Source organism: Paenarthrobacter aurescens (genome assembly GCF_041549525.1).
Lineage (GTDB): Bacteria > Actinomycetota > Actinomycetes > Actinomycetales > Micrococcaceae > Arthrobacter > Arthrobacter aurescens.
The window spans coordinates 3,085,045-3,099,135 of record NZ_CP157456.1 but is presented as its reverse complement, the minus strand read 5'-3'; the positions used below and the strand labels follow the sequence as shown (position 1 = coordinate 3,099,135).

General features: G+C 63.5%; 10 protein-coding genes. 5 read left to right on the top strand and 5 right to left on the bottom strand.

Annotated elements, in window-relative coordinates; all coding sequences use genetic code 11:
• The first annotated feature begins 93 nt into the window (after positions 1 to 93).
• From ABI796_RS14355 to ABI796_RS14345, 3 genes are all read left to right on the top strand, one after another.
• Complete coding sequence (locus tag ABI796_RS14355) at positions 94 to 486, top strand: VOC family protein (protein ID WP_141281767.1); 393 nt, start codon at positions 94 to 96, stop codon at positions 484 to 486.
• A gap of 54 nt (positions 487 to 540) precedes the next feature.
• Positions 541 to 1,926 (top strand): cystathionine beta-synthase, encoded by a 1,386-nt coding sequence (locus ABI796_RS14350; protein WP_141281765.1) that lies wholly within the window; start codon positions 541 to 543, stop codon positions 1,924 to 1,926.
• A 67-nt stretch (positions 1,927 to 1,993) separates the two neighbouring features.
• A complete protein-coding gene (locus tag ABI796_RS14345; RefSeq protein WP_141281763.1) occupies positions 1,994 to 3,157 on the top strand; it encodes a cystathionine gamma-synthase in 1,164 nt (387 codons plus the stop codon).
• 94 nt (positions 3,158 to 3,251) lie between these two features.
• Here the strand turns inward: ABI796_RS14345 and ABI796_RS14340 are convergent, their stop codons facing one another.
• Positions 3,252 to 5,372 (bottom strand): phosphocholine-specific phospholipase C, encoded by a 2,121-nt coding sequence (locus ABI796_RS14340; RefSeq protein ID WP_246095683.1) that lies wholly within the window; start codon positions 5,370 to 5,372, stop codon positions 3,252 to 3,254.
• 174 nt (positions 5,373 to 5,546) lie between these two features.
• On the opposite strand from ABI796_RS14340, the gene ABI796_RS14335 reads away from it, so the two are divergent.
• Together ABI796_RS14335 and ABI796_RS14330 are read left to right on the top strand one after the other, a co-directional pair.
• A complete protein-coding gene (locus tag ABI796_RS14335; RefSeq protein WP_246095682.1) occupies positions 5,547 to 6,101 on the top strand; it encodes a winged helix-turn-helix transcriptional regulator in 555 nt (184 codons plus the stop codon).
• Positions 6,098 to 7,516, top strand: coding sequence for an MFS transporter (locus ABI796_RS14330; RefSeq protein WP_141281759.1), 1,419 nt, complete (start codon positions 6,098 to 6,100; stop codon positions 7,514 to 7,516). Before ABI796_RS14335 ends, ABI796_RS14330 begins: the two co-directional genes overlap by 4 nt.
• 219 nt (positions 7,517 to 7,735) lie before the next feature.
• On the opposite strand, the gene ABI796_RS14325 is transcribed toward ABI796_RS14330, so the two are convergent.
• The 4 genes from ABI796_RS14325 to ABI796_RS14310 are packed head-to-tail and all read right to left on the bottom strand — an operon-like array spanning position 7,736 to position 14,020.
• Positions 7,736 to 10,831, bottom strand: a complete 3,096-nt coding sequence (locus ABI796_RS14325) for a glycoside hydrolase family 2 TIM barrel-domain containing protein (protein ID WP_141281757.1) — start codon at positions 10,829 to 10,831, stop codon at positions 7,736 to 7,738.
• Positions 10,831 to 11,745, bottom strand: a complete 915-nt coding sequence (locus tag ABI796_RS14320; protein ID WP_141281755.1) for a carbohydrate ABC transporter permease — start codon at positions 11,743 to 11,745, stop codon at positions 10,831 to 10,833. Before ABI796_RS14320 ends, ABI796_RS14325 begins: the two co-directional genes overlap by 1 nt.
• A complete protein-coding gene (locus ABI796_RS14315; RefSeq protein WP_141281753.1) occupies positions 11,742 to 12,689 on the bottom strand; it encodes a carbohydrate ABC transporter permease in 948 nt (315 codons plus the stop codon). Before ABI796_RS14315 ends, ABI796_RS14320 begins: the two co-directional genes overlap by 4 nt.
• Positions 12,686 to 14,020, bottom strand: coding sequence for an ABC transporter substrate-binding protein (locus ABI796_RS14310; protein WP_141281751.1), 1,335 nt, complete (start codon positions 14,018 to 14,020; stop codon positions 12,686 to 12,688). The genes ABI796_RS14315 and ABI796_RS14310 overlap by 4 nt, the downstream gene beginning before the upstream one ends.
• Positions 14,021 to 14,091: the final 71 nt, after the last annotated feature.

Below are 14,091 nucleotides of genomic sequence, written 5' to 3'. Positions count from 1 at the left end.
GGCAGCAACCACCCGCCGCTAGACTCCCTGATGTGGCGTGGGTGGTCCGCGCCGCATCCAAGGAACAAATTCCAGGAACAAGGAGCGCGAACCATGGCCGGCGTAGTGCATTTCGAGATTCCCACGGACAACAAGGACAGGGCCAACACTTTCTACCAGACTGCCTTCGGCTGGAGCCTGATCCCCATGGAAGGCATGGAGTACACGGCGGCCATCACCGCGCCCTCCAATGAAGAGACAGGCGCCCCCAACGAGCCAGGTGCCATCAACGGAGCCCTGTTTCCGCGCACGGATGATCTGAAGACTCCCATCCTCACCATCGATGTTGACGATCTTGACGCCGCACTGGCACAGATCGAGTCCGCCGGCGGCACCGTGGTCCAGGCCAAGGACGCCGTACCCACCATGGGCTGGTACGCCTACTTCAAGGACACCGAGGGCAACATTTTGGGCGTGTGGCAAAACGACACCTCTGCCGGGACTTAACCCCTCGCTGCCCCGCGTCAGGCTCCGGGGCGACCAGACGGTAACTTTGTATCCATGAAGTATGCCCAGTCCGTGTTGGACCTCATCGGCAATACGCCGCTCATCAAGCTCAACCACGTCACGGAGGGGATCAAAGCCACCGTCCTCGTGAAGCTCGAATACATCAATCCCGGCGGATCCATCAAGGACCGGATCGCCGTAAAGATGATCGAAGACGCGGAAAGGGATGGTCGGCTCAAGCCGGGCGGAACCATCGTTGAGCCGACGTCGGGCAACACCGGAGTTGGACTGGCGCTCGTGGCCCAGCAAAAGGGCTACAAGTGCATTTTCGTGGTGCCGGACAAGGTGGGCGAGGATAAGCGCGCGGTGCTTAAGGCATACGGCGCCGAAGTTGTTGTTACGCCCACTTCCGTGGCACCCGACAGCCCGCAGAGCTACTACGGCGTCTCCGACCGCTTGGTCAAGGAGATCCCGGGCGCCTTCAAACCGGATCAGTTCTCCAACCCCGCAGCCCCCGGTAGCCACTTCGAGTCCACGGGCCCGGAAATCTGGCAGGACACCGACGGCCGGGTCACCCATGTGGTCATCGGTGCGGGCACCGGTGGCACCATCACCGGTACGGGCCGCTACCTCAAGCAGGTCTCGGCTGACCGCGCAGAGTCCGACGGCGGGCTGGTCAAGGTCATCGGCGCAGACCCGGAAGGTTCGGTCTACTCAGGCGGAACCGGCCGGCCCTACTTCGTCGAAGGGGTGGGCGAGGACATGTGGCCCGGCAACTACGATCCCTCAGTGCCGGATGACGTCATCGCCGTATCTGATGCGGACTCCTTCTCCATGACCCGCCGCCTTGCCCGTGAGGAAGGCCTCCTGGTGGGCGGTTCCTCCGGCATGGCCGTGGTGGCTGCGCTGCACGCTGCCAAGGACCTGGACGAGTCAGCCGTGGTGGTGGTGATCCTCCCGGACTCCGGGCGCGGCTACCTGGCAAAGATCTTCAATGACCAATGGATGCGTTCCTACGGCTTCCTCTCCGGCGGTGAAGAGTCCTCCGTGGGTGAGGTCCTCAAATCCAAGACGGGCGAGATGCCGGATTTGGTCCACATCCACCCGAACGAAACCGTTCGTGACGTCATCAACATCATGAACGAGTTTGGCGTCTCCCACATCCCGGTGCTTTCCCAGGAGCCACCCGTGGTGATGGGTGAAGTCTTGGGGGCAGTGGACGAGCGCAGCCTCACCAGCAAACTCTTCCGCGGGGAAGCGAAGCTGGCGGACAAGGTCTCCGAACACATGGGTGAACGGCTTCCGGTCATCGGATCCCTGGAATCCATTTCCGCCGCACGTGAGCTGCTGTCCGACGTCGATACCGTCATGGTGACCTTCGCCGGAGCGCCCGTGGGCATCCTGACGCGCCACGACCTCCTGGCGTACCTGAGCAACTGAGCGTCACGCGCTGACCCCTGCAATTTCTGAACGAACCTATCCGTTGAACGAATCTTTAGGAGCTTCCATGTCTGCCAGCAACAACGCCGGGTTCAATACGCGCGCCGTCCACGCCGGACAGGCCTTCGAACCGGTGACCGGTGCCGTGGTGCCCCCGCTGCATTTCAGCACCACGTACGCCCAGGACGGCATCGGCAACCTCCGCTCAGGCTACGAGTACGGCCGTGGTGGCAACCCCACCCGCGACGCCCTGCAGGAGCAGCTCGCTGCCTTGGAAGGTGGCACCGCTGCTTTCTCGTTCGGCTCTGGCCTGGCAGCAGAGGATTCACTGATCCGTGCGGTTGCGCGGCCTGGTGACCACATTGTGCTGGGCAATGACGCCTACGGTGGTACCTATCGCCTGATCAACCGGGTGCTGGGGGACTGGGGCATCGGCAACACCCCGGTGGACATGTCTGATCTCGACGCCGTGACCGCTGCGGTTGCTGCGAACAAGACGCGCCTGGTGTGGGTGGAGACGCCGTCCAACCCAATGATGAAAATCACGGACATTGAGGCTCTCGCCTCCGTGGCGCACGACGCCGGTGCCCTCCTGGTAGTGGACAACACCTTCGCGTCTCCCTACTTGCAGACCCCGTTGGCCCTGGGTGCCGATGTTGTGGTCCACTCCACCACCAAGTACATCGGCGGACACTCCGATGTTGTGGGCGGTGCCATTGTGGTCAAAGACGCCGAACTTGCCGAGAAGATCGGTTTCATCCAGTTCGCGGTGGGTGCCGTGTCCGGTCCGATGGATGCCTTCCTGACCACCCGCGGCCTGAAGACCCTGGGCGTTCGCATGGACCGCCACAGCGAGAATGGGCAGGCTGTGGCTGAATGGTTGCTGCAGCGTCCCGAGGTGGAAGCTGTTCTTTACCCAGGCCTGCCGGACCACCCTGGGCACGAGCTCGCAGCCAAGCAGATGAAGAAGTTCGGCGGCATGGTCTCCGTGCAGTTCAAGGGCGGCGAGGCTGCGGCGCGTACCGTTGCCGAATCGACGTCCGTGTTCACGTTGGCCGAATCCCTGGGCGGCATCGAGTCCCTCATGAACTACCCGTCCGAGATGACCCACGCATCGGTGAAAGGCACTGAGCTGGCCGTCCCGGTCAACCTGCTGCGCCTGTCGTGCGGCATTGAAGAAGCTGAGGACCTGATCGCAGACCTCGAGCAGGCCTTCGCCAAGATCAGCTAGGACCTACAGGGATCCGGCTCTTGTTCGCACTCCTCACCGTTCTACGGCGAGGGCGACGAACAAGAGCCGGATTTTTGCTGCCGGTGCTGACTCTCTAGCCGGAAACTCCCTCTCGGCCGTCCTCTTCGCGGCCGGTCAGGCGCCGGCGGAACGTGGGATCTTCGGCGGAGGTGATTTCCAGGTCATACCAGCCGTTCAAAGTCTCCCAACCGATCTTTTTGCTGTGTCCCGGTTTGAGTTTCACGGTCTCCCTGGCATCTGAATACTGCAACGACTTCATTGCCAGGGTCACCGTTGCTGCGCCGGTGTTGCGCAGCTCCACTTCAACGTCCCTCTTACCGCGAGCACCGTTGACGGCGACGTCGACGCCGGACGCCGCGCCCGCCGTCGTGCCTTTGAGCTCGTACTGGTACCGGTTGGGACCGGTGACGACGACGTCGAAGGTGCCCGAGCTGACTGGAAGGTCCAGGTTCTGCTTGCCCAGGACGTCCAGGTGCCGGGGCTCGGTGACTTCGCCGGCATACCCATACACGGTGAAGTGGGTGGAGCTGCTGCCCGTGTTGGCAAATGTGAGGGCGAGCTTTCCGGCTTGCATCGTGGCCGAGACCCGGGGCCTGTAGGGGAGCGGGCGGGCCGGGCGGTTACCGGGTTCCTGGATCGGGGTTTCCTGGACGGCCGGGGGAATGGGCCGCCAGCGGCTGATCTTGGCCGGAACTGCAGCGGGGTGCTCAAGGCTCGGAGGCGTGCCGGGGGAATCAAAGTTGAAGACACCTGTGAGATCGCCGCACACTTCACGGCGCCACGGGGAAATGTTTGGTTCCTCTACTCCTGTCCAGCGCTCCAGGAACCGAAGCACCGAGGTGTGGTCGAAAACTTCCGAGCTGACGTAGCCGCCCACCGTCCATGGTGAAACTACGGTCATGGGCACCCGGGGTCCCAGGCCGATGGGACGTGCTGTGGTCCACTCGGTGGACTCGCCTGACGCTGGACGCGGCTGGACAGGTGGCGGGACGTGGTCGAAGTAGCCGTCATTCTCGTCAAAGTTCAGGAAGATGGCGGTGCTGTCCCAAGTGTCAGGGTTGCTGGCCACGGTGTCCAGGAGCCGGTAGACAAAGTTGGCGCTACCCAAGGGCGTGGAAGCGCCCGGGTGTTCGGAGTCGGCTGCGGACGGCACCAGCCAGCTGACCTTCGGCAAGGTGCCCCCGGCAATGTCCGCTCCGAGGCGTTCCAAGAGAGTGTCCGGGCGGCCACGCCACATGGCTTTATCGAACAGCGAGCGCTCCGCCTCTGTGAGGGCGGCGCGGCCCTGCTCAAGCTGGGCGAGGAGACGGTCCTGCTCGGCGGCAGATTTCCCGGCGAGGTGGTCATAGAACTCTTCGGTGGTCCTGAGGTTCCCGTCCACCGCCTCCAGCATCTTACGGCCAATGGCTTTGAACGTTTGGAAATACTCCACGGCGTTGTCGGTGAAGTTGTCCCAGTCCTGGTAGATCTTCCACGACACACCGGACTTCTCCAGACGCTCGGGGTACGTGGTCCAGTCGTAGCCGCTGTGATCATAGCTGTAGGCGGCGTTGGTTACGGCGCGTTTGGTGCTGCCAGGCTCGTTGCCCGTTGTGCCGCTCCAAAGATAGTTCCGGTTGGGGTTGGTGGAGCCGTTGACCGAGCAGTGGTAGGCATCGCAGATGGTGAAAGTGTCTGCCAGCTCGTACTGCAGAGGGATGTCCTGGCGCTCGTAGAAGGTCATGGTGGAGGCACTCTTCGCCGGAATCCATTTATCACACCAACCGTTGTTCCAGGCGGTGGTTGTCCCGTTGAAGGAGTGGTCCAGGTCGCCCAGGTACTGGATGTCCGAGCCCGGCCTGCCGGCGAGTTCCGCGGCCTTGCGGAGGGAGAAGGGCAGGACGGTTTCACCGGTGGCCCGGGGCTGCTCGAACATGGATTTGCCGTTGGGCAGGCGGGTTACGGATTTGTCGCCGTAGCCCCGGATGCCACGCAGCGCGCCGAAGTAGTGATCAAAGGATCGGTTCTCCTGCATCAGGACAATCACGTGCTTGATGGACTGCAGGCTTCCGGGCGGGACCGGCTTGGCCATTGCGGCTTGCACTGATGGCGGAAGGAGCGAGCCGGCTGCCGCGAGCGCCGTCGCTGCTGCTGCCGTGCCCAGGAAGCCTCGACGGGAGAGGCCGTCGCTTCCGTTGGTAGAACGATTCACCATGTCTGGGATATTCGGGGACATTCAGGGGTGCCTTTCGTGGTCTGAGTCGACTGGGACAGCGTAGGCATGCCCGGTGAACCACGGATGAAAGCGAAGCAAACCGGCGGGGGTGTCTTGCCGCGGGCTCGAAGTAACATCTGGCTTTCTTTAGAGAAGTCAGCTAATTTTGGGCGCATGCCTCTTCGTTCTGACTGGTCTGCCCGCACGTGCAGCCTTGCCCGTGGTTTGGATGTCCTTGGCGACCCCTGGGGGAGCTTGGTCCTTCGCGAGATCTTCTTCGGCAACGGCAGGTTCGATTCCATCAAGCAACGACTCCAAGTAGCCGATGCCGTCCTCAGCAAACGCCTCGGATGGCTACTCGACGCCGGGCTGCTCACCCAGCGCCCCTACCAGGATGGCGCCCGGACACGGCAGGAATACGTCCTCACACCTAAAGGGGAGGACGCCCTTCCCGTGCTCAACGCCATCATCATCTGGGCCGAGAAACACCTGGACGCCCCCAACGAGGTGTCCCACATGAAAGTCATCCATACCGACTGCGGGCAAGCCACACTCTCGGCGGATACGTGCACCCACTGCGGCACCCCGCTGACGGCGGCCAACACCAGCTGGCACAGCTTCAAACGCAGCGGGCACCCAGTCCCACTCGCTGTCGCACCACGTGAAATCGCACCACGTGAAGCCGTACCGACTGCAATCGCACCCCGTGAAACGGAGATCCCCGCATGACCGCCGAAGTCACAGGCACACCGCCCGAGGACACCAAGACGCCCAGCAGCAAAACACGCAAGACCCGCCGCCTCCACCCGGCATGGATCGTGGCAGCCGTTGCCTTCCTGGCCTTGGTGGGGGCGGCAGGATTCCGGGCGGCGCCGGGCGTGCTCATGGTCCCGCTGCAGCAGGAGTTCGGCTGGTCCACCACGGTGCTGTCCCTGGCCGTGAGCATCAACCTGGTCCTTTTCGGCTTGACAGCACCGTTCGCGGCCGCCCTGATGGAGCGCTTCGGTATCCGCAAAGTCACCTCGCTGGCGTTGTGCCTGATCGGGCTCGGCTCCGCCCTGACCGTCTTCGTCAATCAGTCCTGGCAGATCCTGCTCACGTGGGGGCTGCTGATCGGCCTGGGCACAGGTTCCATGGCCCTCGTCTTCGCCGCCACCATCGCCAACACGTGGTTCGCCAAGAGCCGCGGCTTGGTGATCGGCATCCTCACCGCCGGCAGTGCGGCCGGCCAACTGGTGTTCCTGCCCTTCATTGCGGCGCTTGCCCAGAACCCGGGGTGGCGTGGTGCTTCGCTGCTTATCGCAGCAGGGGCGCTCGCCGTAGTCCCGCTGGTGCTGCGGTGGCTGCGGAACTCGCCCGCCGACGTCGGGGTGTTGCCTTATGGCGCCACGGAGGCTGCGGCCACGGAACCTGCGGCCCCGAAGACTGCCGCTTCAGCGGCCGACGGCGGGACAACCGGCACGACGCCAGGCAAACCCGCCGCTGTGGTGACGTTGCCGGGCTCGGGGGATTCCCCGAACGCGGCAATCCGCGCCTTGCAGGTCCTCAAACGTGCCAGCAAGGTCCGCACTTTTTGGGCCTTGGCAGCGGGTTTCGCGATTTGTGGGGCAACCACCAACGGACTGATCGGCACGCACTTCATTCCGTCTGCACACGATCACGGCATGCCCGAAACCACGGCGGCAGGACTGTTGGCCGTCGTCGGGATCTTCGACATCGTGGGGACCATTGCGTCCGGGTGGCTGACGGACCGGTTCAATCCCAAAGTCCTGCTGGCCGTGTACTACCAGTTCAGGGGGATCGGCCTGCTGGTGCTGCCGTTGCTGCTGGGCTCGTCCGTGGAGCCGAGCATGATCATTTTCGTGGTGGTCTATGGGCTGGACTGGGTTGCCACCGTCCCTCCTACTGCGGCGATTTGCCGTTCGGTGTTCGGCGCTGACGGCTCTGTGGTGTTCGGCTGGGTGTTCGCAGCCCACCAACTTGGAGCCGCAGTGGCCGCACTCCTGGCCGGGTTCATCCGCGACGCCACCGGGCACTACAACTACGCCTGGCTGGGAGCGGCTGCCATGTGCACCGTGGCTGCGGTCATCAGTGCAACCATCCGCAAGGACGCCGTGAAAAAGGAACCCGTCCCGGTCGTGTGATCGTTGTGGGGCCTGCTCTGCGGGGTATTCCTGCGTGGAAGGGCGCAAAGCGGGCCCCGCAACGCAAGGGGGTGAGTGTTGTGGGGCCTGCTCTGCGGGGTTTTCCGGTGTGGAAGCGCGCGAAGCGGGCCTCACAACGCAGGGGGTGCGTGTTGTGGGGCCCGCTCTGCGGGGTATTCCTGTGTGGAAGGGCGCAAAGCGGGCCTCACAACGCAGGGGTTAGTCTGCTCCGGTGATCCGGAACGTGAGCGTCCGTGCTTCAGGACGCAGCGCGTAGTCCGGCCAGACGTCCGGCCCACAAGCCCTGGACCCGAGCCCGTGCTGGGCGGCATCGAGGTACAGATAGCTGCCCGTGCTTGCCGGTAGCTCGTGCGGGTGCGCCGCGGAAGAGATCTCATGCGCCGTGTGCCTGGAGAGCGTGAAACCCGGAAGCCGTCCGCGGGAGTCCGGGAGGGCCTCCAGCCCCAGCCATGGGACGCCGGCCGTTTGAAGGTCCAGGGACCGGACAGAGCTGCGGTGCCCGGTTTCCTGTGGTTTGGCGTAGTTCACCGAAAGTTCGTCGATACCCGCCGAGTAACGGCCAACGAGCGTTGCGTGCATGCTGTCCGGATAGGACTCCCGGGGTCCGGCGCCGAACCAGGAGGCGCCATCCACCGTTCCGGGGAGGTCGAAACGCACGCCCACCCGGGGCCAGATGATGTCCCAGCCGGAGCTGGGAACAATGTCCAGGCTGAGCCACAAGTCCTCACCGGACAGTTGCCATTTCTCCTCTACCGAGACCCATAGTGCGGTGTCAGCTGCGGCATAGCGCGTCAGGACCACAACGCCGGCATCGCTGGCGGTTATCTCCTCCACCCGGCCTGTGATCCGGTCCAGGCCGGCATCGCGCCACACCTTTTCCATGGAAGGCGCGGCAACGCCATCGCCGTTGTTGAGCCAAGGATCGGCGAGGTCGTAGCTGCCGCGGCCTGCCCCGGCGTCGTTGTCCGTGGGTGCGCGCCACAACTCCAGGCGCGGCCCGGACACGGGCAGTCCTGCGAGGGACACCAGCCGGCCGGATTCAAAGACCGCCGTGCCCAGGGTGATGGTTCCCGAATCCGCGGAGGACGCCCGTCCGGCCGGAGACAAGGGGCGAGGAGCGCTCCGACGGGGAAGCGCTGTGCCCAGCTGCAATTGCGCAGCAGAGATGACGTGCCCGGCCTCAGCCCATGGTGCGTCCTTGCGGAGCGCCACCTCTACGGTCAGCCAGTGCTCGCCCGATGCATCAACTTCCGCAACGGCACGCTCCGGCAACTCGATCAGCGCCGAATGCCCTGCGGGAAGCGGCTCTCCGGAGGCAGCGACAAGGTCGAGTTCGCCGGAGGCACCCGGTACGCCGTCCACCTCCGTGCGCCACCGAAGCACCACGTCCGAGGCGTCGGCGGTGTGCCGCAGGTTGGTGACGGAGACGAAGCGGCGAGTGTCGTCGTCGTGGGTTTCCGTGGTGAAGCCCAGGCGCAGGGGAGCGACGATCTGTTTGTACTCAAAAAGCCCCGGGCTGGGCGTGGAATCGGAGAGGACCATGCCGTCCATCACGAAATTGCCGTCGTGGACTACTTCGCCGAAGTCACCGCCATAGGCGAAGAACTCTGTGCCGTCGTCCGTGGTGGTACGGATGCCGTGGTCCCGCCATTCCCAGACGAATCCGCCGTGCAACCGCGGGTAGCGGTCCACCAGGTCCTCGTACTGGTCAATGGCGCCGGGCCCGTTTCCCATGGCGTGGACATATTCGCACAGGATGAACGGCTTGGTGCGCTGACGTGCGGACTCGGCCGCGGAGCAGCCCAGCAGCAGCGAGCCGGAATCGTCGCGGCCTATTGCCTCGGTTTCAGGCACAGAGGAGTACATGCGCGAGTAAACATCCGTGTAGGCGCCGGTGTAGTCGCCCTCATAATGGACCGGGCGGCCCGCGTCCCTGGCGTGGGTCCATGCGGACATCGCGGCGAGGTTGGCGCCCGTTCCGGACTCGTTGCCCAAGGACCACATGACGATTGAGGGGTGGTTCTTGTCCCGCTCCACCGTGCGCTCCATCCGGTCCACGTAGGCTTCGCGCCAGGCGGGATCATTGCTGGGGTTGCCTACCCAGCCGTGCCGCTCAAAGCCGTGCGTTTCAAGATCGCACTCGAGGATCACCCAGAAACCCATCTCGTCCGCGATATCCAGCAGACGAGGATGTGGCGGGTAGTGACTGGTGCGGATGGCGTTGACGTTGAACTGCTTCATCAGCGCGAGGTCTGCACGGGCAAAGTCTTCATCAAACACCCGGCCGCGGTCCGGATGCGTCTCATGACGGTTCACCCCATGGAACACCACGCGCTTTCCATTCACCAGGAACTGATCGCCCTTGATCTCCACCGTGCGGAAACCCAGACGCAGCGAAATGGTTTCGCCTTGGCTTTGCACCGTTGCGTTGTAAAGGCGCGGAACCTCTGCGGACCAGGGCTCGACGCCGGTGATCGCCACCGGGGCGACGTCGGCAGGGGAGTCCCAGACGACGTCGACGTCCAGTTCCGGAACTGACAGCCGAACCGGGTAGGCGGCGTTATTTGCGGTGATTTCAGGGTCAATGATGCCTGAACCGTCGGTGTAGGACGTTCGCAACCAGACGTCGTCGATGCCCTTCCGCGGGCGGGCCTGCAGAGTGACGTCGCGGAAGATGCCGGGCATCCACCACTGGTCCTGGTCCTCCACGTAGCTCGAGGCCGACCATTGATGGACCCTGACAGCCAATACGTTATGTCCTGGGCGCGCCACCTCCGTGACGTCGAATTCCTGGGCCAGGCGACTACCGGTTCCCACACCGATCTCAACGCCGTTCAGCCAAACCTTGTAACGGGATTCGACGCCGTCGAACCTCAGCACCAGACGTTCGGCGTCCTTGAAATCCGTGGGGAGATCAAAGCTTCGGCGGTAATCCCCCGTGGGGTTCTCATCCGGGACGTGGGGCGCATCCGTGGGGAAGGGGAACTGCACATTGGTATAGATGGGGCTTCCGTAGCGGCCTTCACCCTGCAAGACCCAGTGTGCTGGGACCGGGATCTGCTCCCAGCCGGAGTGGTCCAAGGTCTCTTCGCCCACGCCTTCGATAGCCTCACCCGGGGGAAGAACACCGCGGCCGCCGGGTGTACCGGGAGCGCCCGGAAGGAGTCGGAAGCGCCACTGCCCGTTCAAGGACAGGGTTGGTGCATCTGTGTGCAACCATGAGCGGGCCGGGAGTCTCCTGCCGGTGCCCGGACCTGTGTCAGTGATGTAGCTGGCGTCCAATGACGTGGTCATTATTTAACGGCTCCTTCTGTCAGCCCGCCACGCCAGAAGCGCTGCAGGACAACCATGGCGATGCTGAGCGGAATGATGGAAAGCAGCACCCCGCCCGTGGTCAGTTCATAGAATTCGGGCAAACGGTCAACCTGGCTCAACCAGTTGTTCAGGCCAAGCGTGATGGGGTAAAGCTCGGAATCGGACAGCATCACAAGCGGCAGGAAGTAGTTGTTCCAGATGCCCACCAACTGGAACAGGAACACTGTCACCAGAGCAGGAGTCAGGACTTTAAGGCCAATGGTGTGGAAGATCCGGAGCTCTCCCGCACCGTCAATCCTGGCGGCCTCTATCAGCGAGGTGTCCACAGTGGCCTGGGCGTAGATCCTGCAAAGGAACAGGCCGAAGGGGGACACCAGCGATGGCAGCAGCACGCTCCAGTACGTGTTGGCCAGGCCCATCTGGCTGAACAGCAGGAAGAGCGGCAAGGCAGTGGCTGTACCGGGAACAAGGACGCCGCCCAGGATGGTGCCGAACACCAGGTTGCGGCCGCGGAACTGGTACTTGGCCAAGGCATAGCCACCGGCTGCGGCAAAGTAGGTGGCCAGAAGAGCGCCCACTCCCGCATAAATTGCAGAGTTCAGGAACCAGCGGCCAAAAATGCCGTTGTCGTAGCTGAGCACGCGCCCGATGTTCTCCCACAAAGAGAACGTGGGGGCGAACCAGAAACCGTTGGTGGAAAAAAGATCGGCCGTGGACTTGGTGGACGCCACGAACACCCAGTAGACGGGTATCAGGAAGTACAAAGCAACCACCACCAACAGTGCGGTGACAATGATGGTGGATGACCGGCGTCGTCCGGCTGAACGGTCCGGGCCCACAGAAGCTTTGCTGCGGACCGGTGCGGAGGTGGGCTTCGTGGCTGTGGCGGTCATGAGGACTTCCTGTTCGTCAGGGCAAGGAAGGCGAAGGAAAGGGCAAACGCGGCCACGGCAATGATGACCGACTGGGCTGCAGCGACGTTGTAGTCGTTGTAAGCAAAAGCTGTTGTGTAGGCGCTGAGGTTCGGCGTGTACTGGCTGTCGATTGCAGGTGCCACCGTTTTGAGGACTTGGGCCTCAGCGAAAAGCTGCAGGGTTCCGATGATGGAGAACACCGTGGTGAGCATGAGGGCCGGGCGGATCAACGGAAGTTGGATGCTCCGGGCCACGCGCCACGTGGAGGCGCCGTCCACTTTGGCTGCCTCGTAGAGCTCCACCGGGATGGCTTTGAGCTGCGCGACGATGATCAGCATGTTGTACCCCGTGTAACTCCACGTGACGATGTTGGCGATTGACCACAGCACGCTGTTGGCGCCAAGGAAATCCGGGGTCAGCCCAACCACCTTGGCCACGTCAAACAGCGGGCTCAGCCCCGGCACGTAGAGGAAGGACCACAGGATGGTGGCAATGACGCCGGGGACGCCATAGGGAAGGAAGTAGGCGGCACGAAAGAAGCCCGGCCATTTTGCCGACGCCGATTCGAGCATGAGGGCCAGCGCCGTGCACAGGACGATCATCACAGGCACCTGGACTACACCGAACAGCAGCATGCGGCCTATGGAGGCAACGAAGCTGCCGTCGGCCAAGGCCTGGGCGTAGTTGCTGAAACCGGCAAACTCGCTGGTCACGCCCGCCTCGCCGAAGAGCCCGTTGCGGGTCACTTTGGTGAAGCTGGACATGATGGCCACCACGATGGGTAAAAGGAAGGTCAGGACGAAGAGCCCCAGGAACGGTGCCAGAAGGAGCCACGGGGCGCGGGCGGCAGCACCGTTACGCTTGCCTCCGCCAGCCGGGGCGGCGGGGCGCTGCACGGTGGGTGCGGTGCGGGTGGTGGTCATGCCGTTTCCTTTCGAATGGTCAGGCCCTTGTTCCTGAAGACGGTCATGATCTGCTGCTCGGAAGCTGCAACGGAGTCAACCAGTGAGGTGCCGAAGGCCTTCTTGCGGAAACCGTCGCTGAGGATGTTGAAGGACTGCTGGGTAATCGGCCACCAGGACCAGTCAGGGTTCTGCTGCCGGGTAGCGGGGACAAAGACTTCCTCGTTGTAGCTTTGGCCGCCAAAGAACGCCGATGGCTGCTGCCGATCCGTGCCGATGAAGTCGGGATTGGGGGACCAGCCAATGCCGCTGTTCTTGATTCCGGCGTCGATCCCCTCCTTGGTTGTGGTCAGCCACACCGCAAACTCGAGTGCTTCCTTGGGGTGCTTGCTGTTGGCCAGGACTGCAGCGGTGGAGCCGCCAAGATAGCTCGATCCGAACCCTGTACCGTTCCAGGTGGGCATGGGGGCGACGCGCCATTTGCCTTCGGAACCGCTGACGCCCTGGACCAGGGCATCGCCCCAGCTGCCGGTAATGGTGGAGGCAATACCGCCCTTGGCAGCAGCTGCAAACCAGCCGGGGGAGAAGGCCCCGTACGCGGTGGTGACGAGGTCGTCGTCGATCGCTTTGTCGAAGAAGCGCGCGGTGTTGAGCGTGGCGTCGTCGGTCATGTTGATGACCCAGCCATCAGCCTCAGGGCGCAACCATTGGGCTCCTGCTTGACCGGCGAAAGCGGCAAACGGAGAGGCGTCACTGATGGGGAAGCAGTCCAGGTAGCTGTCCACGGAGCGAAGCTCGGCGGCAACGGCAGCCCACTCGTCCCAGGTTTTCGGAACGGACCCGCCCACTTTGTCCAGGATGGCCGGCTGATAGAACATCCCCATGGGGCCTGCGTCCTGGGGGATCCCGTAGACGCCACCGGTGTAACTGACTTGCTTCCACAGCGTGGGATCGTACAGATGGGCGTGGTCATTGGCGCCGTAGCGGCTCAGGTCCACCAGCCCGTTGACCAGCATGAATTCCGGAATGGACCGGAACTCCACCTGTGCCAGGTCAGGCCCGCCGCCAGCTGCGAGGGCGGAGTAGAGCTTCTGGTAACCGCCGGCATTGCCGCCCGGAATCCACACCACATCTACTTGGATGTTGGGGTTTTGGGCATTCCAGACGTCAGCGACGTTCTGGAAATCCTTCAGCCACGCCCAGTAGGTGAGCCGGACGGGCGCACCAGCGGCAGGGATGGTGGGTGCAGCGTTGACGGACTGTGTTCCTGGAGTTGCGCACCCGGTCAGCAGGCCCATGGCTGCTGTTCCCAGGCCTGCGCCCAGGAGTTGTCTTCGCGTGAATCGGGTCATGAGCCTTCACCTCTTCGTGTCAGGTTGACGATGACGCAGGCTTGGATTCGAAGGTCCCGCCGCGGCAAGTG